The 19,050-nt window shown below is 60.6% G+C and carries 15 protein-coding genes; 3 read left to right on the forward strand and 12 right to left on the reverse strand.

Annotated elements, in window-relative coordinates; translation table 11 throughout:
- Window positions 1–65 precede the first annotated feature (65 nt).
- From ACQKP4_RS18135 to ACQKP4_RS18175, 9 genes are all read right to left on the reverse strand, one after another.
- A complete protein-coding gene (locus tag ACQKP4_RS18135) occupies window positions 66–884 on the reverse strand; it encodes a phosphoglycolate phosphatase (RefSeq protein ID WP_427635029.1) in 819 nt (272 codons plus the stop codon).
- On the reverse strand, window positions 881–1,555 hold the full coding sequence (gene rpe / locus ACQKP4_RS18140; RefSeq protein ID WP_092277324.1) for a ribulose-phosphate 3-epimerase: 675 nt from the start codon (window positions 1,553–1,555) through the stop codon (window positions 881–883). Before rpe ends, ACQKP4_RS18135 begins: the two co-directional genes overlap by 4 nt.
- Before the next feature lie 116 nt (window positions 1,556–1,671).
- The gene (locus ACQKP4_RS18145; protein WP_427635030.1) at window positions 1,672–2,820 is read right to left on the reverse strand and encodes an iron-containing alcohol dehydrogenase; all 1,149 of its coding nucleotides are present in this window, start codon (window positions 2,818–2,820) and stop codon (window positions 1,672–1,674) included.
- Between the two features lie 235 nt (window positions 2,821–3,055).
- Complete coding sequence (locus ACQKP4_RS18150) at window positions 3,056–3,880, reverse strand: ABC transporter permease (RefSeq protein WP_427635031.1); 825 nt, start codon at window positions 3,878–3,880, stop codon at window positions 3,056–3,058.
- 12 nt (window positions 3,881–3,892) lie between these two features.
- Window positions 3,893–5,140: an ABC transporter permease gene (locus ACQKP4_RS18155; RefSeq protein ID WP_427635032.1), complete on the reverse strand. Its 1,248-nt coding sequence runs from the start codon at window positions 5,138–5,140 to the stop codon at window positions 3,893–3,895.
- A 212-nt stretch (window positions 5,141–5,352) separates the two neighbouring features.
- Window positions 5,353–6,396, reverse strand: a complete 1,044-nt coding sequence (locus ACQKP4_RS18160; RefSeq protein WP_427635033.1) for an ABC transporter substrate-binding protein — start codon at window positions 6,394–6,396, stop codon at window positions 5,353–5,355.
- A 43-nt stretch (window positions 6,397–6,439) separates the two neighbouring features.
- Complete coding sequence (locus tag ACQKP4_RS18165) at window positions 6,440–7,564, reverse strand: ABC transporter ATP-binding protein (protein ID WP_427635034.1); 1,125 nt, start codon at window positions 7,562–7,564, stop codon at window positions 6,440–6,442.
- A 256-nt stretch (window positions 7,565–7,820) separates the two neighbouring features.
- Window positions 7,821–8,462, reverse strand: coding sequence for a response regulator (locus ACQKP4_RS18170; RefSeq protein WP_427635035.1), 642 nt, complete (start codon window positions 8,460–8,462; stop codon window positions 7,821–7,823).
- Between the two features lie 144 nt (window positions 8,463–8,606).
- Entirely contained in the window at window positions 8,607–11,003 is a 2,397-nt protein-coding gene (locus ACQKP4_RS18175) for a PAS domain-containing sensor histidine kinase (protein WP_427635036.1), read from the reverse strand.
- Window positions 11,004–11,076: 73 nt separating this feature from the next.
- On the opposite strand from ACQKP4_RS18175, the gene ACQKP4_RS18180 reads away from it, so the two are divergent.
- Window positions 11,077–12,069 carry an alpha/beta hydrolase family protein gene (locus ACQKP4_RS18180; protein WP_427635037.1) on the forward strand — a complete coding sequence of 331 codons (993 nt, stop codon included), beginning with the start codon at window positions 11,077–11,079 and terminating at the stop codon, window positions 12,067–12,069.
- A 275-nt stretch (window positions 12,070–12,344) separates the two neighbouring features.
- On the opposite strand, the gene ACQKP4_RS18185 is transcribed toward ACQKP4_RS18180, so the two are convergent.
- Genes ACQKP4_RS18185 through ACQKP4_RS18195 form a run of 3 tightly spaced genes read right to left on the reverse strand, consistent with a single transcriptional unit; the run spans window position 12,345 to window position 14,801 of the window.
- Window positions 12,345–13,112, reverse strand: a complete 768-nt coding sequence (locus ACQKP4_RS18185) for a TerB family tellurite resistance protein (RefSeq protein ID WP_427635038.1) — start codon at window positions 13,110–13,112, stop codon at window positions 12,345–12,347.
- 1 nt (window position 13,113) lies between these two features.
- Window positions 13,114–13,785, reverse strand: a complete 672-nt coding sequence (gene murU / locus ACQKP4_RS18190) for an N-acetylmuramate alpha-1-phosphate uridylyltransferase MurU (protein ID WP_427635039.1) — start codon at window positions 13,783–13,785, stop codon at window positions 13,114–13,116.
- Complete coding sequence (locus ACQKP4_RS18195; protein WP_427635040.1) at window positions 13,782–14,801, reverse strand: aminoglycoside phosphotransferase family protein; 1,020 nt, start codon at window positions 14,799–14,801, stop codon at window positions 13,782–13,784. The genes murU and ACQKP4_RS18195 overlap by 4 nt, the downstream gene beginning before the upstream one ends.
- Window positions 14,802–14,931: 130 nt before the next feature.
- On the opposite strand from ACQKP4_RS18195, the gene ACQKP4_RS18200 reads away from it, so the two are divergent.
- Window positions 14,932–17,724, forward strand: coding sequence for an LPS-assembly protein LptD (locus ACQKP4_RS18200; protein ID WP_427635041.1), 2,793 nt, complete (start codon window positions 14,932–14,934; stop codon window positions 17,722–17,724).
- Window positions 17,699–19,050, forward strand: a 1,352-nt coding sequence (gene surA, locus ACQKP4_RS18205) for a peptidylprolyl isomerase SurA (protein ID WP_427635042.1), incomplete at its 3' end; no start/stop codon positions are given. The genes ACQKP4_RS18200 and surA, both read left to right, overlap by 26 nt.

Consider the following 19,050-nt stretch of genomic DNA (forward strand, 5'->3'; position numbering starts at 1 on the left):
GCCTCGTGGCTTGAGGTGCTAACAGTCAGGTATGCAAACGCGCCGGATGACCGGCCAGAATCGAGTCAGGCGCGCCAACGCCAGCGGGCCAGGGCCTTGATGACTTTCATCCAGAGTTTGCGAGTGACCACCACGATGGCGTTTCCAGAAGGGGGTTGAGCAACGTCGGGCAACGTTATCTCAGCGGCCGGATCCAGGCAACCGGGAATTAGCTTGCGCAGATCGTCGATCACCAGCGCTGGCGACTCCTCGGCAATCGGCCGGCCATGGTTGTAGCCATAACTCAGCGCCACGCACTTGACCCCCGCCGCTTTCGCCGCCAGTACATCGCTGCGCGAGTCGCCAACAAACAACGACTGCGACGCCGGGATGTTGGCCATTTTCATCACGAAAAACAGCGCGGCCGGGTCGGGTTTCTTCTGCGGCAAGGTATCGCCGCCGATGATCCATTTGAAGTAGCGCCCGATTTTCATCTGATCCAGCAACGGCGCGACAAAGCGCTCCGGCTTGTTGGTGATCAGCGCCATCTCGACACCTTGCTTGTGCAGCCACTTCAGGGTGTCGCGCACGCCAGGGTAAACCACGGTCAGCTCATGGCTCTCGCTGTAAGCCTCCATGAAAATCTCCAGCGCGCCCTCGGCCTCACCGTCATCGACCGTGGAATGGTCGATGCCACCGGCCAGCGCGCGGCGAACCAGCACCGGCGCGCCGTTGCCGACCCACTCGCGCACTGACTCAAGGCCGGCGGGCTCGCGGCCCATTTTGAGCAGCATGTTATCCACGGCAACCGCGAGGTCGGGGACCGAATCGATCAGCGTGCCATCCAGATCGAACATCACCTGCCGCGGCAGACGCCCCGGGAACAGCTGCTCAAAGCCACTCATGGGCGAGCCAGCGCCAGTTCGGAACGCATCTTCTCGATCACTTCCTGGTAGTTCGGCGCATTGAAGATCGCCGAGCCGGCCACGAAGGTGTCGGCGCCAGCAGCGGCGATTTCACGAATGTTGTTCACGTTCACGCCGCCGTCGATTTCCAGGCGGATATCCCGCCCGGACGCATCGATCAGCGCGCGGGCCTGACGCAGTTTGTCGAGGGTGCCGGGGATGAACTTCTGCCCGCCGAAGCCTGGGTTGACGCTCATCAGCAGGATCATGTCGACCTTGTCCATCACGTACTCGAGCACGCTCAGCGGGGTCGCCGGGTTGAACACCAGGCCCGCCTTGCAGCCGCCTTCGCGGATCAGTTGCAGGGAGCGGTCGACGTGCTGCGTGGCTTCCGGGTGGAAGGTGATGTAGGTCGCGCCGGCCTCGATGAAGTCACCGACGATGCGGTCCACCGGGCTGACCATCAGGTGCGCGTCAATCGGCGCGGTCACGCCGTACTTGCGCAGCGCGGCACACACCATCGGGCCGATGGTCAGGTTCGGTACGTAGTGGTTGTCCATGACATCGAAGTGCACGAAGTCGGCACCGGCGGCCAGGACGTTGTCCACTTCCTCACCCAGGCGGGCGAAGTCGGCGGAGAGAATCGACGGAGCAATGACGAAGGGCTGCATGACGCACCTTTTTTGAGCAGAATCACGATGGCGCGCATTGTATACCTCATGCTTTGAAGCGCGCACTGTGACCGCGATGATTGGGCCTGCCTTCAATCAGGAATCGACCGCAGGCTCTAGAAAGCGGCTCGGTAGATCTTTTCGATATCGACGGCGCTCAATTTGCGCGGATTGTTGCGCATCAGGCGCTCGATCCCCGCAGCTTCCATGGCCATCGCCGGGATGGCGTCCTCGGACACACCGACACTGCGCAGCCCTTGCGGGATTTCCACCGCCGCACACAATTCGGCCATCGCCTCCACGGCTTTGTCCGCCGCTTCGTTGGGACTCAGATGTGCGGTCTTCACCCCCATGGCCTCGGCAATATCCTGCATGCGCTCGACGCAGGCCATCTTGTTCCAGGTCATGACATACGGCAGCAGCAAGGCGTTACTCACGCCGTGGGCAATGTTGAACCGCCCGCCCAGCGGATACGCCAGTGCATGCACCGCGCCGACCCCGGCATTGCCGAACGCCATGCCGGCCATCAGGCTGGCGGTGGCCATGTCTTCACGGGCTTGCAGGTTCGACGGATTGGCATAGGCCTTGGGCAGCGCCTTGGCGATCAACTTGATGGCGCCGATGGCCAACGCATCGGTAATCGGTGACGCACTGACCGACAAGTAGGATTCGATGGCATGCACCAACGCATCGACGCCACTGGCCGCAGTGACACTGCGCGGACAGGTCAGGGTCATTTGCGGGCTGACCAGCGCCACGTCCGGCAATAAATAGTCGCTGACGATGCCTTTCTTCAGTTGCGCGGCCTTGTCGGAGAGGATCGCGACGTTGGTCACCTCCGAACCGGTGCCGGCGGTGGTCGGGATGGCGATCAGCGGCGGGCCTTTGCGCGGCACCTGGTCGATGCCGAACAGATCTTCCAGCGCGCCGTGGTAACCGGCATACGCCGCAACGCTCTTGGCGATGTCGATGGCACTGCCGCCGCCCAGCCCGATCAACCCGTCATGCCCGCCCTCGCGGTAAACCCGCATGCAGTCTTCGACGATGGCGATTTCCGGGTCGGGCAGCACGCGGTCAAAAACTTCGTAGGTCCGGTCGCCCAAATGCGCCAGCGCCAGCTCTACCGTGCCGGACTTGACCAGCGCGGCGTCGGTGACGATCAGCGGGTTGTCGACATCCAGTCGGGTAAGTTCGGCAGCCAGTTGCTCGATGGCACCTGCGCCGGTGATCAGTTTGTGAGCGATTTTGAAAGAGGAAAGACCCATCGTGCGCAGCCTCTTACAGGTAGGGGAGCTGGGCACAATAGTAGCTGGGGATTGGGGTTTGTCTGCTATTCAGGTCATGAATGACCGCAGATCCCGAGCGCACCACAAAAAACTGTGGGAGGGACGGTGCGACGATTCGACTTGCTCGCGAAAGCGGTGGGTCAGCCAAAATCATGTTGACTGAGACACCGCTTTCGCGAGCAAGCCCGCTCCCACACTTTGATGGTGTGAGACTTCAGACCTGCGCGGTACGCAGTTTTTCGCTGCGGCCACGCAACCATTCCAGGGTCAGCAGCAGGATCACCGAGAACGCGATCAGCAGCGTCGCGGCAGCGGCAATGGTCGGGCTGAGGTTTTCACGGATACCGCTGAACATCTGCCGAGGCAGGGTCGCTTGCTCCGGGCCGGCCAGAAACAAGGTCACCACCACTTCATCGAACGACGTCGCAAAGGCAAACAGCGCCCCGGAAATCACCCCCGGCGCGATCAGCGGCAAGGTCACCCGACGGAACGCCGTCAGCGGCGAAGCCCCCAGGCTCGCAGCGGCCCGCACAAGGTTGTGGTTAAACCCCTGCAACGTCGCCGACACCGTGATGATCACAAACGGCACGCCCAGCACCGCGTGCACCACGATCAGCGAGAAGAAGCTGTTGCCCAGGCCCAGCGGCGCAAAGAACAGATAACTCGCCACACCAATGATCACCACCGGCACCACCATGGGCGAAATAACCAGCGCCATGACCAGCGGTTTGCCGGGGAAGTCGCCCCGCGTCAGGCCGATGGCCGCCAGCGTACCGAACACCATCGCCAGCACCGTGGCCGCCGGGGCGACGATGATGCTGTTCTTCAGCGCGCGCATCCATTCCGCCGAGGCGAAGAAGTCCTGATACCAGTGCAGCGAAAAGCCTTGCAGCGGATAAACCAGGAAGCTGCCCGAGTTGAACGACAACGGAATGATCACCAGCACCGGCAGAATCAGGAACAGCAGAATCAGGCCGCAGAGAATCCGCAAGCTGTAGAACCACGCCCGTTCGATGGGCGACATATAAGGACTCAGCATTTCGTTCTCCCCTTAGCTCAGGCGCAGGCGGCTGGCGCCCACCAGCCAGTTGTAAATCAGATAAAGCACCACGGTCGCCAACAGCAACAGCCCGCCGAGTGCGGTCGCCATGCCCCAGTTGATGCTGGTGTTGGTGTAGAAGGCGACGAAGTAGCTGACCATCTGATCGTTCGGGCTGCCCAGCAGCGCCGGGGTGATGTAGTAGCCGATGGCAAGGATGAACACCAACAGGCAACCGGCGCCGACACCGGCGTAGGTCTGCGGGAAGTACACCCGCCAGAAACTGGCGAACGGGTGGCAGCCGAGGGAAATCGCCGCACGCATGTACGTCGGCGAGATGCCTTTCATCACGCTGTAGATCGGCAGAATCATGAACGGCAGCAGGATGTGCACCATCGAGATGTAAACCCCGGTGCGGTTGAACACCAGTTCCAGCGGCTTATCGATAATGCCCATCGCCATCAGCCCGCTGTTGATCAGCCCGCCCGATTGCAGCAACACGATCCACGCCGCGACGCGCACCAGGATCGAAGTCCACAACGGCAGCAGCACCAGAATCATCAACAGGTTGCTTTGCCGCGACGGCAGGTTCGCCAACAGGTAAGCCAACGGATACGCGAGCACCAGGCAGATGACGGTGATGATCAGCCCCATCCAGAACGTGCGGGCGAAGATGTCGAGGTAGATGGCCTGATCGGGAGTGGCCGGGGCGATTTCGCCGAGGTCGTCGATGCGGTGATCCACCGCCGCCAGCAGGTAGTAAGGCGTGATGCTGCTGGTGTTGCGGCGCACCGCTTGCCAGTAGGCCGGGTCGCCCCAACGCTCGTCGAGGCCTTCCAGCGCTTCTTTATAAGAGGCCGGTTCGGTGGCGAACGGCAACGCACGGGCGGTTTTGGTCAGCAGGCTGCGGTAGCCGGCCAACTCCATGTTCAAGCGCTTGGACAGGTCGCCCAAGGTCTGATTCTTGCGCGCTTCAGCGAGGTCTTCGCTGGCGGCCTTATACACCGGTTCAGCGGGCAGGCCACGGCCATCCCAACTGGCGATAGCCGTCACGGTACGCGGCATGCCGCCGACCACTTCCGGGTTACCGACACTTTTGTAGAGCAGCGCGACGATGGGCACCAGGAACACCAGCAACAGAAACAGCACCAAGGGCGCAATCAAGGCCTGAGCCTTCCAGCGGTTGATCCGCTCGGCGTGCTTGAGCCGCTGCTTCAAGGTGCGGTCAGTGCCCGCGTTCAGGGGAATGGCGGTGGCCATGGCGTACTCCGGAAATCTTTGATCAATCGATAGTGTGGAAGCGAACTTGTGGCGAGGGGGCTTGCCCCCGATGGGTCGCGAAGCGCCCCTGAAACCTGCACTCCCGATGTATTAGATACACCGCAAGCAATGGTTTACGACTGCTACGCAGCCGAACGGGGGCAAGCCCCCTCGCCACAAAAGCCGCCCTCACAGGAGGGCGAGCCCCCTAGTTACTTCGCAGCCCAGGAATTGAAACGCTGTTCCAGTTGCTCGCCGTTGTCAGCCCAGAAGCTGACGTCGATCTGCACTTGGTTGGCGATGTTTTCCGGGGTGGTCGGCATGTCTTTCAGGACATCCTTGGACAGCAACGGTACGGCTTGGATATTGGCCGGGCCGTAAGCGATGTTTTCCGAGTAGGTCTTTTGCTGTTGCGGCATGACCGAGAACGCGATGAATTTCTTCGCCGCGTCAGCCCGCGCCTTATCCAGGCCTTTTGGAATCGCCCACGCGTCGAAGTCGTAGATGCCGCCGTTCCACACCACTTTCAGGTTGCTTTCTTTCTGCACGGCGGCGATCCGGCCGTTGTAGGCCGAACTCATGACCACGTCACCGGATGCGAGGTATTGCGGCGGTTGTGCGCCGGCTTCCCACCACTGGATGCTTGGTTTGAGTTCATCGAGCTTCTTGAACGCGCGGTCCTGCCCGTCCTTGCCGGCCAGCACTTTGTAGACGTCTTTGGGCGCAACGCCGTCGGCCATCAGAGCGAATTCGAGGGTGTACTTGGCGCCTTTACGCAGGCCACGCTTGCCCGGGAATTTCTTGGTGTCCCAGAAATCGGCCCAACTGGTCGGCGCGGTTTTCAGCTTGTCGGCGTTGTAGGCCAGCACGGTCGACCACACGAAGAAGCCCACGCCGCACGGCTGGATGGCGCCTTTGACGTAGTCCGTGGACTTGCCGAACAGGGCCGGGTCGAGTTGCTCGAACATGTCTTCGTCGCAGCCACGGGACAGTTCTGGCGATTCAACTTCCACCAGGTCCCAGGACACGCTCTTGGTGTCGACCATGGCTTTGACCTTGGCCATTTCACCGTTGTATTCGCCCGCAACGATCTTGCCGTTGCCCGCCGCTTCCCACGGTGCGTAGAAGGCCTTGACCTGCGCGGCCTTGTTCGCCCCGCCGAAGGACACCACGGTCAGGTCCGGGCCCGCCGCCATCGCGTGTGCCGCACCGATCATGCCCATGACCAGAGCTGTGAATTTCAGGGATTTCAACATTTATATTGTTCTCCACGTGCAGGGTTGGTGTTGCAGGGGGCGATCAGTTCGCCTCTAAAAGGGGGTCGAGCGCGCGAACGTGCTCGACTTGCCAGCCAAGCGGTACCACGTCGCCAACGGCCAGAGCAGGGTCGAGCTCGGCAATCGGTTGTTTCACGAAGAAGTCGGTCTTGCCGCAGACTTCCAGGCGAACCCGGACGTGGTCGCCCAGATAGATGAATTCCGCCACCCTCCCTGAGAAGCGGTTGACGCATTGATCGCTCGCGCCGTTAAGGCTGATGCGTTCAGGGCGAATCGACAGCGTGACGGGCTCGCCGGTCTTGCCGACGTTGACCGCCAGCGCTTCAACTTTTTCCCCGCGACCGAGTTCGACGATGCAGCGGTCGCCGGTGTGGCTGTGCAAACGGCCGTTGAGGCGGTTGTTCTCGCCGATGAAGTTGGCGACGAAGGTGTTTTTCGGCTCTTCGTAAAGGGTGCGCGGCGGTGCGATCTGCTGGATCTCGCCTTGGTGGAAAACGGCCACGCGGTCGGACATGGTCAGGGCTTCCCCCTGATCGTGGGTCACGTAGACCACGGTCACGCCGAGGCGCTGGTGCAGGTGCTTGATCTCCATCTGCATGTGTTCACGCAGTTGTTTGTCGAGCGCGCCGAGCGGTTCGTCCATCAGCACCAGTTGCGGCTCGAACACCAGTGCGCGAGCCAGCGCCACGCGCTGTTGCTGGCCACCGGACAATTGCGCCGGATAGCGCTGGGCGAAGGTGTCGAGCTGGACCATGCTCAGGACTTTTTTGACCTTGTCGCTGACGTCGCTCTTGTTCAAGCCGCGCACGGTCAGCGGGAACGCGAGGTTCTCGGACACGGTCATGTGCGGGAACAGCGCGTAGTTCTGGAACACCATGCCGATGTCGCGTTTGTGCGGCGGTACGTTGTTGATCGAACGCCCGGCCAGCAGGATCTCGCCGGCGGTCGGTGTTTCGAACCCGGCGAGCATCATCAGGCTGGTGGTCTTGCCGGAACCGGACGGCCCGAGCAAGGTGAGGAATTCGCCTTTGCGAATGTCCAGGTTGAGGTCTTTGACGATCAGGTTCTCGCCGTCGTAGCTTTTCTGCACTCCACGAAAGCTGACCAGAATGTCGCTGGCCCCTGCGTTTGAATCGACCTGGCTCATACCCACACCTTTGTTATTGATGACTGCTGTGGACTAAGCCTAGTGGACACTGGGGACCGCGCAAATCGGGGTGCAGGAGAGAATGGCCTCAGCCGGATGGAAGGCTGGGGGTAGGGATTGCCCTACAAGGATGGCGGGATTCGATAGGGTAGCGGCAGGTTTGACGCTGCAAGCCGCAGGAACGGGCGAAAGCGCTGTTGCAGGCTTGTCGCAAATGGATATGCCACCGCGATTCCTGTGGGAACGGCGGTGGGGTTTAGAGGAGTTTGTGTTCCATCGCGTACTTCACCAGCTCCGCCAGGGAGGTGATGTTGAGCTTTTGCATCAACCGCGCCTTGTGGGTGCTGATGGTTTTGCTGCTCAAGGCCAGTTGCTGGGCGATGTCGTTGACGTTCGCACCTTGAGCCAGGCGTTCGAACACCGAAAACTCGCGTTCGGACAATAACGAATGCAACGGCCGGGAATCGGTGAGACCCACCTCGAAGACCATCCGGTCGGCCAGGTCCGGGTCGATGTAACGCCCGCCCGCCGCGACCTTGCGGATGGCCGTCAGCAGCAGCGCCGGATCGCTGTCCTTGGTCGCATAACCCGCCGCGCCCACCTTCAACGCCCGCGCAGCCATTTGCGCTTCGTCATGCATCGACAGCACCAGAATCGCCGGCGGATTATTCAGTGCACGAATCCGCGGGATCGCCTCCAGACCATTGACGCCAGGCATGGAGATGTCCAGCAACACCACTTCGCAGGGCACATGCCGCAAGGTTTCGAGCAATTGCTCACCATTGCTCGCCTCCCCCACCACCAGCAAATCCTTGGCCAGGCCAATCAACTGCTTGATGCCTTCGCGAACGATGGTGTGGTCTTCGGCTACCAGTACACGGATCACAAGCGTCTCCATTGTTTTTATATCAGGGCCAGAATCTATCGCGAGCAAGCTCGCGCCCACAGCGATTGAGGTGTGTCACAGACTTGTGCGACGACCCAAATCCCCTATGGGAGCGAGCTTGCTCGCGATGACGTCAGCAAAAGCACTAAACAACTATCAAGCTTCACCCACCGGCACCCGCACACTCAACGTCGTGCCCTCCCCCGGCTCACTCTCAAGCGACAACTGCCCGCCCATGATCAACACCCGTTCGCGCATGCCCACCACGCCAAAGGATGTTGGCCGACCGGTAACGGGAACAAATCCTACGCCATCATCACTGACGGTCAGGCACAACTCGTCGCCTTCCAGCGCCAATGTGAGCTCGACAGTATGCGCCTGGGCATGGCGCATGACATTGGTCAGTGCTTCCTGAAGGATGCGGAACAGGCCGATGGCCTTGGCATCGCTGAGCGCCGGCAAATTGTCCGGCACCTGCACCAGACAAGGAATTTGCGTGCGCGCCTCGAAGCGCCGGGCCTGCCACTCGATGGCCGAGGCGATCCCGGCGTCGAGAATCGGTGGCCGTAGCGCGGTCGCCACGTCGCGCACCAACTGGAACAACTGGGCGATCAAGCGCTTCATGCTGTTTAACCGGTCGTTCAGACCGGGGTCGAGCTGGGCGTAGGCCAATTCGCACATGGACGTTTCCAGTTTCAACACGGTCAACATCTGACCCAGTTCGTCGTGAACTTCCCGGGCGATGCGGGCCTTCTCCTCTTCCCGCACGCTCTCCAGATGCGCCGACAACTCGCGCAGTTGCTCGCGGGAACTGGCCAGTTCCAGCTCGATGCGCTTGCTTTCGCTGATGTCCCAGACGATGCCGTCCCAGACATACGCGCCGTCTTCGAGGCGGCGGGTAATCGCCTTGATTTCGGCCCAGCGCTGTTCGCCCTGACGGGTCAGGATTCGGCCTTGCCACGACCAGTCGCTGTCGCTGTCCAGCGCATGATCCTGGGTGAGGTGATAACTCGCCTTGTCGTCGGGATGCACCAGACTGCGCAGGCCTTTGTCGCGATGGGCAAGCACTGCCGGCGAGTAACCGACCAGGCTCTCACTGCCTTCACTGATGTAGGCAAAGTCGATCTGCCCTGTCACCGGCGCCCGCTCCAGACGAAAGACCAACCCTGGCACGTTGGCGGCAATCCCCTGCAACCGCGCCTCGCTTTCCTGCAACGCGGCCAGCGCACGACGGCGTTCAGTCACGTCGTTGAGGTAAACCACCAGGTATTCGCCATCGCGAAAGCGCAGGAAACTCAGCGAAACGTCGGTCGGCAAAATGCTGCCGTCGGCCCGTACGCAATGGGTTTCGAAACTTTGCGGTCCCTCTTCACTGGCACGGGCGCGCTTCCACAGATTCAGCCAGCGGTCCATGTGCAGCCCCGGCTCGAAGTCGATCAAGGGCCGGTCAATGATCGCGCCAGCCTTGTAGCCGAGCATGGTTTCGGCGGCGCGGTTGGCGTAGCGCACATGGCTGTCCCAATTGACCCAAAGGATGCCGACAGTGCTTTGATCGATGGAAAACTGCGTCAGGCGCAAGGCTTCTTCGCTGGCTTCCCGCAGCGCGATATCTTCCCGCGCGGCCAGCAGGCGATGTTCCAGACTGTGTTGCTGGCGCCGCTGCCAGAACACAATCGCCAGGCTGCTCAGCATCAACACCGCCAGCAGCAGGCAGAGGTTTTGCCAGAAGCCCCGCGATTCGGTGAGTCGCGGGTATTTGGGTTGCAGCCATTGGTTATGCAACTGTTCGAGGTCTTTCGCCGGGATTGCCCGCAACGCGCTTTCGATGATCGCGGCCAGTTCCGGCTGGTCGCGACGGGTGGCGACTCGCAGCAGTTGCGGCAGGCCGATGTCGCCCACCACCACCAGATCGGAGAATTCCGGCTCGACCGACAAACGCCCGAGCTGCGCTTCATCGACCACGGCGTAGCCGGCCTGCTGGCTCAGCAGCAATTGCAGCGCCTGACGCTCGAGCGGCACGCCTTGCAGGTTCAGATGGGGATAGTTGCTGCGCAAGTAATCGGCGGTGGCGCTGGGCATGCGCACGGCGACGCGCGTCTGGCTGCCGAGTTTTTCCAGTTCCACCACACCGGTACTTTTCTGGTCACTGACCACCAGTTGCGGCACACGCATGTAGGGGTCGGAAAACTGCCATAAGCGCAGGCCCGACGGCGTTTGGGTCAGCCCTGGCGCAACGTCGATTTCACCCTCGCGCGCGGCGGCTTCCAGTTGTTCGAGGTCGGGAAAGTTACGCCAGCCGAGTTCGACCTTGAGCGATTTGGCCAGCCACTTCATCAACTCGACGTTGACCCCGGACAGGCGCTGCAAGCGGCGGTCGTATTGCGCGAACGGCGCCTGCAATACCACCCCCACGCGCAACTCACCGTGCTCTTTCAGCCATTGTTGTTGGCTGGCGGACAAGGACGCGACATGCGCCGGTGGCGCGGAAGCCGCCCAGCTCATCAAGGGAAACCACAACCAGCCGATAACCCACAGGCAGCAAAAACGCTTCATTGAAATCTCACACACTGACAAATACTGACCAACCCATTAGGCTGCCGGAATAACTTCTGGCCTGGAATATCCGATGCCCCCTGTCTACCGCCTGGCGTTGCCAGCATTGTGCCTGTCGCTGATCCTGCCTTGCGCCTTTTCTGTCGAGGCCGCCACCCCGGCACCTGCCGCGGCGGATAAAGCCGTTGAAGAAAAACCGGTCGAACGCCAGCCACTGCTTGAGCGTAGTCAGGAAGAAGCGACAGCACTTGAGCGCAAAGTCCCCGCCCAGGAACAGCAACAACTGCAAGCCGGCACCGACAGCTTTCTCGCGCTGTGGAAACCGGCCAATACCGCCGACCCCAAGGGCGCGGTGATTATCATCCCCGGTGCCGGCGAAACCGCTGACTGGCCGCAGGCAATCGGGCCATTGCGCAACAAACTGCCCGACGCCAAGTGGAGCAGCCTGAGTATCACCTTGCCGGACCTGCAAAGCGATGCCATCGCGCCACGCGTCATGGAAATGCCGGCAACGCTCAAGGCTCCGGAGACCGGCAGCAAGGACTCGACCACCGCCGCGCCCATCGAGCAAGCGGCCGGCGGTGAAGCGGAGGTTGCCGACAAGGCGATCGCTGAAACCACCGAGGAGCAGACGAAGGCCGACGCCGAGCGAATCTTCGCGCGCATCGATGCGGCGATTGCCTACGCAGAACAGCAAAGTGCCCGCAGCATTGTCGTCCTGGGTCACGGCAGCGGCGCGTATTGGGCGGCGCGTTATCTGAGCGAGAAGCAGCCGTCGCAAGTCGAGAAATTTGTAATGGTTGCCGCGCAGACGCCTGTGGCGGCAGCACCCGGGCTGGCCGAATTGACGCCAACACTGAAGCTGCCAACGGCAGACATCTTCTATATGGACAGACTGCTGGACCGCAACGCCGCGCTGGAGCGGATGCAGGCCAGCAAGCGGTTGAAAGCTTCAGCGTTCAGCCAGGTGGCGCTGAAGGCGTTGCCGGGCAATGCCAAGGCTGAGCAAGAGCAGCTGTTTCGACGGGTGCGCGGGTATTTGAATCCGCAGAATGCGGCGGACTGATAGACCGCGTTGCGCCCATTCGCGAGCAAGCCCGCTCCCACACTGGTTCCTGGTCGAACATAAAAACTGTGTTCACTGAAGATCCAGTGTGGGAGCGGGCTTGCTCGCGAAGGCGTCCTGACAGGCAAATCAATGTTGAATCTGCCGGCCTCATCGCGAGCAAGCTCGCTCCCACAGGTTTTTTGGGCGGGCCGCAAAGGTGTGATCGGCGCAGATCCCCTGTGGGAGCGGGCTTGCTCGCGAAGGCTGCATCACAAACGACTCAAATCTCCCGGCTAGCGAAAATCCCGCCGCTCACGAATCAATGTGTACGCAGTGTGCAACTCGCGCGTCTTGTCCGTCGCTTCACGCACCTGCAACGCCGTCGCCCCGCTGCCGGCAATCTTGTCCGGGTGATGGCGGCTGAGCAGCCGCCGGTAAGCCCGCTTGATCTGCGCCGGCTCGCTGGTGGCGGACACACCCAATAAGCGCAATGCATCCTGATACGTGAGCGCACTGCTGACTTGCGGTCGTCGGTGCGGCTCATAATCAGCCGCCAGTGCCTGCACCTGGTACGGCGTCCAGCCCAGCCATTTGCCCCACTGCGCAATCAGCTCGCGCTCGGCGCTCCCGGCGCGACCATCGGCCCAGACCATTCGCCAGCAGGCGCGCAACACACCTTCCGAGGCATGGGGTTGAGCGCTCAAGCGGCGCAAGTAACCGCGCAACCGGTCATTGCCCGATTTGCCGCGATTGAACGCCGCAATCGCGCGACGCTTGGCCGGTTCAGTCATTTCCAGCGCCTGCATCTCCTGGCGCGCCTGCTGGATATGCCCCTCCACCACTCGCCCGTCGCATTTAGCCAATCGGCCCAGTAACACAAAAAGCAGTTCATCGTTACGCAGCATCGGTTTGCCGCCGAGCCTTTCACGCAAATGCCCGAAGCTTTGCAAGTGCAAACGCCGGTCCAGCGCCTGCCCCAACAAAGCGCCAAGCATGGCCCCCGGAATGCTGGCTATGGCAAAGCCCGCCCCGGCTCCAATCAGAGTCCCTGGCCACAGCATCTCAGCGACTCGCTTCTATCAAGGTTTCAGCTTGCGCCAGACGTTCGTGCGTGCCGACATCGACCCAATGGCCGTGCAGCTTTTCACCGCTGACCTGCCCTTCGGCCATGGCCTTGCGCAACAGCGGCGCCAGTTTGAAGGCGCCCTCCGCACAACCGTCGAACAACTGCGGATGCAACACCGCGATACCGCTGTAAGTCAGGGTCGAAGAGTCCGGCTGACCATCGCGCACGCGCCCGTCGACCAGGATGAAATCGCCGGTCGGGTGATGGGCCGGGTTGTCGGCCAGCACCAGATGCGCCAACCCGGCGATAGGTTGGTGCAACACACTGAAGTCGTAATCGGTCCAGATGTCGCCATTGACCACCAGGAACGCATCGTCGCCCAGCAACGGCAACGCGCGAAAGATACCGCCCCCGGTTTCCAGCGGTTCACCTTCGGGCGAGTACTGAATGCGCACGCCGTACTGCGAGCCATCACCCAGATAATTTTCGATCTGCTGACCCAGCCAGGCGTGGTTGATCACGATCTCGGTGAACCCGGCAATCGCCAAGGCCTTCAAGTGATATTCGATCAGGGGCACGCCGCCTGCGTGAATCAGCGGTTTGGGAGTGGTCAGGGTCAGCGGACGCATGCGCTCGCCCTTGCCCGCGGCCAGAATCATTGCCTTCATGCTGTCGCTCCGGCGCGCAGGCTCAGCAGCAACACATCCAGCTCGGCCAGCTCAGGACGACGGGCGATCACGGCGTCTATATAAGCAAAGAAACGCGGCACGTCGGCGAGGTAGCGCGGTTTGCCGTCGCGATGGCAGATGCGGGCGAAGATGCCGATCACCTTCAGGTGACGTTGCACGCCCATCAGGTCGCTGGCACGGCGGAACTCTTCGAAGTCAGGTTGCACCGGAATACCCAGTGCGCCCGCTTGCTGCCAGTAGCTTTCCAGCCAGCCGTGCACGCGCTCTTCGGGCCAACTGAGGAATGCATCCTTGAACAGGCAGGTCACGTCGTAGGTCACGGGGCCATACACCGCGTCCTGGAAATCCAGCACGCCAGGGTTCGGCTCGCTGAGCATCAGGTTGCGCGGCATGTAGTCGCGGTGCACCAGCACTTTGGGCTGCGCCAGGGCGCTGTCGATCAGCACATCGGTAACGTTCTGCCAGAGCGTTTGCTGGGCCGAGTCGAACTCGATGCCCAGCTCATGCTTCACGTACCACTCGGGAAACAATTCCAGCTCGCGACGCAGCAACGCCACGTCATAACTCGGCAGCGGCGCCACCATCGGCAATTGCTGAAAAGCGAGCAAGGCTTGTAAGGCATCGTTGAACAAAACGTCGGCATTTTCGCTGTCGATGACGTCGAGAAAGGTCTTGTTGCCCAGGTCGTTGAGCAAAAGAAAACCGCGATCGAGGTCTTCGGCATAAATTTTCGGCACATTAATTCCGGATTTTTCCAGCAAAAAAGCGATATCCACGAAGGGTTTGCAGTTTTCCTGGGGTGGAGGAGCGTCCATCACGATGAAACTTTTGCCTTCGCCCTCCCAGCGAAAATAGCGCCGAAAACTCGCGTCACTGCTGGCCGCAGTCAACGTGGCCGGGGGTACGGCGCCCCAGCCCTGATCTGCAAAGAGGATCGCCAGCTGTTCATCGAGCCAAACTTTCAGGTGTTGCAAACGTACATCTTGGTCAGGCATTGCAAGGGTCTCCGACGGCGCTAGCCGTCAAGCGGGTCATGCTTTATTATCCAGCATCTTTTTCAGACCATCGAGAGGCGTGCGGCCCACACCGCGGGCAGATGGCACGCAGGAAGCCCGGACTAATAAGATGGCATTGAAATCCCCCGCGTTTCGTAAAAAATTTCCGTTGCTGGTTACCGGCAGTTTGCTGGCCCTGCAACCCCTAGCCACTTCGTACGTGGTCGCCGCGGAACAGTATGACTGCTCAGTCTCTGCTTCGGGTGCCTGGGACTGTGCGCCAAAAACGCCAGCGGCGGCATTGCCCCCGCGTCCTGTCCATGACGGCAACGCAGTCGCCAGTGGCGAAGCTGAGGCCGAAAGCGCCAGCGAAGCGACCGCCGACAAGAAAGCGCTGGTTACCGACGCCAAGGGCCGTGGCCTGAAGGCGCGTAGTGCAGACTACAGCCACCTCGACTGGGTTCCGCGTGAGAATCTCACCGCCGCGCAGTTGGCCGAAGCGGGTCCTTACTGCTCTGGTTCCTATATCGAACCGATTCGTCCCGGCATGAACGACAAGACGAATAAAAGTGACGCTCCGACCTTTATCGGCGCCAAGGCCTCGCGCTACAACACCGAAGATCAGGTCGGTACGCTGGCCGGTGACGTCGTGTTGCGCCAGGGCAGCATGCAGGTCGAGTCCGACGAGGCCAGCCTGTATCAGGCCGAGAGCCGCGCCGAACTCAATGGCGACGTGCGCATCCGCGACAACGGCGCACTGATCGTGGGCGACCACGCTGACGTGCAGCTCGACACCGGTGAAGCCAAGGTCGATAACGCTGAATACGTGATGCACAAATCGCGTATCCGCGGTAACGCGCTGTACGCCAAACGCTCCGAAAACGCGATCATCCGCCTCAAGGATGGTACGTACACCACGTGCGAACCGAGCAGCAACGCCTGGCAGCTCAAGGGCAACAACATCACCTTGAACCCGGCCACCGGTTTCGGTACCGCGACCAACGTGACACTGCGCGTCAAGGACATTCCGGTTCTGTACACGCCGTACATTTACTTCCCGATCGACGACCGTCGCCAATCCGGCTTCCTGCCGCCGACCATCGGCACCGGCAGCGATACCGGCTTCATGCTGGTCACTCCGTATTACTTCAACCTGGCGCCAAACTACGATGCCACGTTGTACCCGCGCTACATGAGCAAGCACGGCTTGTTGATGGAAGGCGAGTTCCGTTACCTGACGCCATCCAGCGAAGGTCAGTTCGGCGCTGCTTATCTGAACGACGAAGACACCGATCGCAGCAACCAGACCGACTACCAGAAAAACCGCTACATGTATAACTGGCAGCACAAGGGCGGTCTGGATTCGCGTGTCTTCACGCAGGTCGATTACACCAAGATCAGCGATCCTTATTACTTCCAGGATTTGCAGACTGATCAGATTGGCGTGAAAAGTGCGGACTACGTGAACCAGCAAGGTTCCGTCAGCTATCGCGGCGACAGCTATACCGCGCGCATCAATGCGCAGGCCTATCAGCTGGCGACCGTTTCCAACATCACTCCATACGATCGTTTGCCGCAGATCACCTTTGACGGCGCACTGCCCTATCATCCAAACGGCCTGAATTTCACTTACAACACTGAAATCGTACGGTTTGATCGTGACCTGAAAAACGGCACGTTCACCGACGAAGACGGCAATGTGACTCCTCGTCTGGACACCAACGTTCAAGGCCTGGCGCGCGCCAATGGCGACCGCCTCAACCTGGCACCAGCCGTCAGCCTGCCGCTGAATTGGACGTATGGTTTCATTAAACCAACGCTCAAGTACCAGTACACCCAGTACCAACTGGATCTGGACAGCATCGGTAAAAACCAGATTGCTGCGCAGTCGGCAGAAACAGACAAGCTCAACGGCACCTTCGGCAGCAACCAGAACCGTGGCGTTCCGATTGCCAGCATCGACAGCGGCCTGTATTTCGATCGCAACACTCAATGGTTCGGCAAAAACTATCGTCAAACCCTTGAACCGCGCCTCTACTACCTCTACGTGCCACAGGAAAACCAGGAAGACATTCCTGTTTTCGACACGAGCGAATACACCTTCAATTATGCCTCGCTGTTCCGCGACAACCGTTTCTCCGGTTCCGACCGTGTTGGCGACGAGAACAAACTGTCGCTGGGCGTGACCAACCGCTGGATTGAAGATGACGGTTTCGAACGTCAACGTATCAGTGTCGGCCAGGCCCTGTACTTCAAGGATCGTGAAGTCCAGTTGCCGGGGATCGATGCCAAGACCCGCCAAGATGCGCATTCCAATGTTTCTCCTTATGCACTGGAATACGAATACCGCTGGAACCGCGATTGGCGCACGACGGCCGACTACAACTGGGACCCGGATAGCCGCAGCCCTCGCTCGGGCAGCGCGATGTTCCACTACCAGCCTGAAGACAACCCGAACAAGGTCATCAACGCCGGTTATCGCTATCGCAATGACCAGGTTCGTTACGACCAGAACAGCGGTAAATGGCAGGTGGGCGGCGGTGACTATGGCACCCCGGGGCAACCTGGCTACGTGAAGGATTACTACAAGATTGAACAGCACGACTTCTCGGTGATCTGGCCGATCGTGCCGCAGTGGAACGCCATCAGCCGCTGGCAGTACGACTACAACCGCAACCGTACCCTGGAAGCCTTTGGTGGTTTTGAGTACGACAACTGCTGCTGGAAACTGCGCCTGATCAACCGTTACTGGGTTTCGTACGACGAGTTCAGTCAAGAAGCCCCGCAAAACGAAAAAGGCGACCACGGCGTCTTCCTACAAATCGTTCTGAAAGGTCTCGGCGGCCTCACCGGCGCCAAAGTAGAGAGCTTCCTCGACAAAGGCATCCAAGGTTATCGTGAACGTGAAGACCAAGCTTTCTGATTGTCTGCGCCCTTTAGTGTTGGGCGCGCTGTTCCTGGGTACTGCGGCGAACGCCGCGGTACAGTCCATCGACAAAGTGGTGGCCATCGTCGATAACGACGTGGTCATGCAGAGCCAACTGGACCAACGGGTCCGCGAGGTTCAGCAAACCATCGCCAAGCGTGGCGCTGCGGTGCCACCTGTTGGCGTGCTGGATCAGCAAGTGCTTGAGCGTCTGATCGTCGAAAACCTGCAACTGCAGATCGGCGAGCGTTCCGGCATCCGCATCACCGACGAAGAGTTGAACCAGGCAGTCGGCACCATTGCCCAGCGCAACAACATGTCGATTGATCAGTTCCGTGCAGCCCTGGCTCACGACGGCCTGTCCTACGACGACGCCCGCGACCAGATTCGTCGCGAGATGATCATCAGCCGCGTGCGTCAGCGTCGTGTGGCCGAACGCATTCAGGTCTCCGAGCAGGAAGTGAAAAACTTCCTCGCTTCCGACGTGGGCAAAATGCAATTGTCCGAAGAGTTTCGCCTGGCCAACATCCTGATTCCTACACCGGAAAGCGCCAACTCCGATGCGATTCAGAACGCAGCCAAGCAAGCAGACGCGGTTTACCAGCAGCTCAAGCAAGGCGCTGACTTCGGTCAGTTGGCCATTGCCAAGTCCGCCAGTGAAACCGCTCTCGAAGGCGGCGACATGGGCTGGCGCAAAGCTGCTCAATTGCCACCGCCGTTTGATCGCATGCTGAGCACGATGACGGTTGGCGATGTAACTCAGCCGATGCGTACACCGGGCGGCTTCATTATCTTGAAGATCCTCGACAAGCGTGGCGGCGAAACCCAGATGCGCGACGAAGTGCATGTGCGCCACATTCTGGTCAAGCCTAGCCCGATCCGCGATGAAGAGAAGACCAGAGCCCTGGCTCAGTCGCTCTATACCCGCATCGAAGCGGGCGAAGATTTCGCCGAACTCGCGAAAAGCTACTCGGAAGATCCGGGTTCCGCCCTTAACGGCGGTGACATGAGCTGGATCGACCCGAACGCCGTGGTTCCGGAGTTCCGCGAAGTAATGGCCAAGACCCCACAAGGTCAACTGTCCAAGCCGTTCAAGACCCAATATGGCTGGCACGTCCTGGAAGTCCTTGGCCGTCGCGCCACTGACAGCACCACCCAGGCCCGTGAGCAGCAAGCGATGACCGTACTGCGTAACCGCAAATACGACGAAGAGCTGCAAACCTGGCTGCGTCAGATCTCCCCCGGCCAGCGTTCGACGGCCGCCAGCGGCACAATCGCCAAGCCGGCGCCGCGAGCGACCATGCGCATCACACTCTCGAAACT

Source organism: Pseudomonas sp. NPDC086278 (assembly GCF_050280905.1).
GTDB lineage: Bacteria > Pseudomonadota > Gammaproteobacteria > Pseudomonadales > Pseudomonadaceae > Aquipseudomonas.

Excerpts from the sequence above, each read along its gene's own strand:
- ACQKP4_RS18135 (WP_427635029.1), bottom strand. The coding sequence starts at position 884 with ATGAGTGGCTTTGAGCAGCTGTTCCCGGGGCGTCTGCCGCGGCAGGTG.
- rpe (WP_092277324.1), bottom strand. The coding sequence starts at position 1,555 with ATGCAGCCCTTCGTCATTGCTCCGTCGATTCTCTCCGCCGACTTCGCC.
- ACQKP4_RS18145 (WP_427635030.1), bottom strand. The coding sequence starts at position 2,820 with ATGGGTCTTTCCTCTTTCAAAATCGCTCACAAACTGATCACCGGCGCA.
- ACQKP4_RS18150 (WP_427635031.1), bottom strand. The coding sequence starts at position 3,880 with ATGCTGAGTCCTTATATGTCGCCCATCGAACGGGCGTGGTTCTACAGC.
- ACQKP4_RS18155 (WP_427635032.1), bottom strand. The coding sequence starts at position 5,140 with ATGGCCACCGCCATTCCCCTGAACGCGGGCACTGACCGCACCTTGAAG.
- ACQKP4_RS18160 (WP_427635033.1), bottom strand. The coding sequence starts at position 6,396 with ATGTTGAAATCCCTGAAATTCACAGCTCTGGTCATGGGCATGATCGGT.
- ACQKP4_RS18165 (WP_427635034.1), bottom strand. The coding sequence starts at position 7,564 with ATGAGCCAGGTCGATTCAAACGCAGGGGCCAGCGACATTCTGGTCAGC.
- ACQKP4_RS18170 (WP_427635035.1), bottom strand. The coding sequence starts at position 8,462 with ATGGAGACGCTTGTGATCCGTGTACTGGTAGCCGAAGACCACACCATC.
- ACQKP4_RS18175 (WP_427635036.1), bottom strand. The coding sequence starts at position 11,003 with ATGAAGCGTTTTTGCTGCCTGTGGGTTATCGGCTGGTTGTGGTTTCCC.
- ACQKP4_RS18180 (WP_427635037.1), top strand. The coding sequence starts at position 11,077 with ATGCCCCCTGTCTACCGCCTGGCGTTGCCAGCATTGTGCCTGTCGCTG.
- ACQKP4_RS18185 (WP_427635038.1), bottom strand. The coding sequence starts at position 13,112 with ATGCTGTGGCCAGGGACTCTGATTGGAGCCGGGGCGGGCTTTGCCATA.
- murU (WP_427635039.1), bottom strand. The coding sequence starts at position 13,785 with ATGAAGGCAATGATTCTGGCCGCGGGCAAGGGCGAGCGCATGCGTCCG.
- ACQKP4_RS18195 (WP_427635040.1), bottom strand. The coding sequence starts at position 14,801 with ATGCCTGACCAAGATGTACGTTTGCAACACCTGAAAGTTTGGCTCGAT.
- ACQKP4_RS18200 (WP_427635041.1), top strand. The coding sequence starts at position 14,932 with ATGGCATTGAAATCCCCCGCGTTTCGTAAAAAATTTCCGTTGCTGGTT.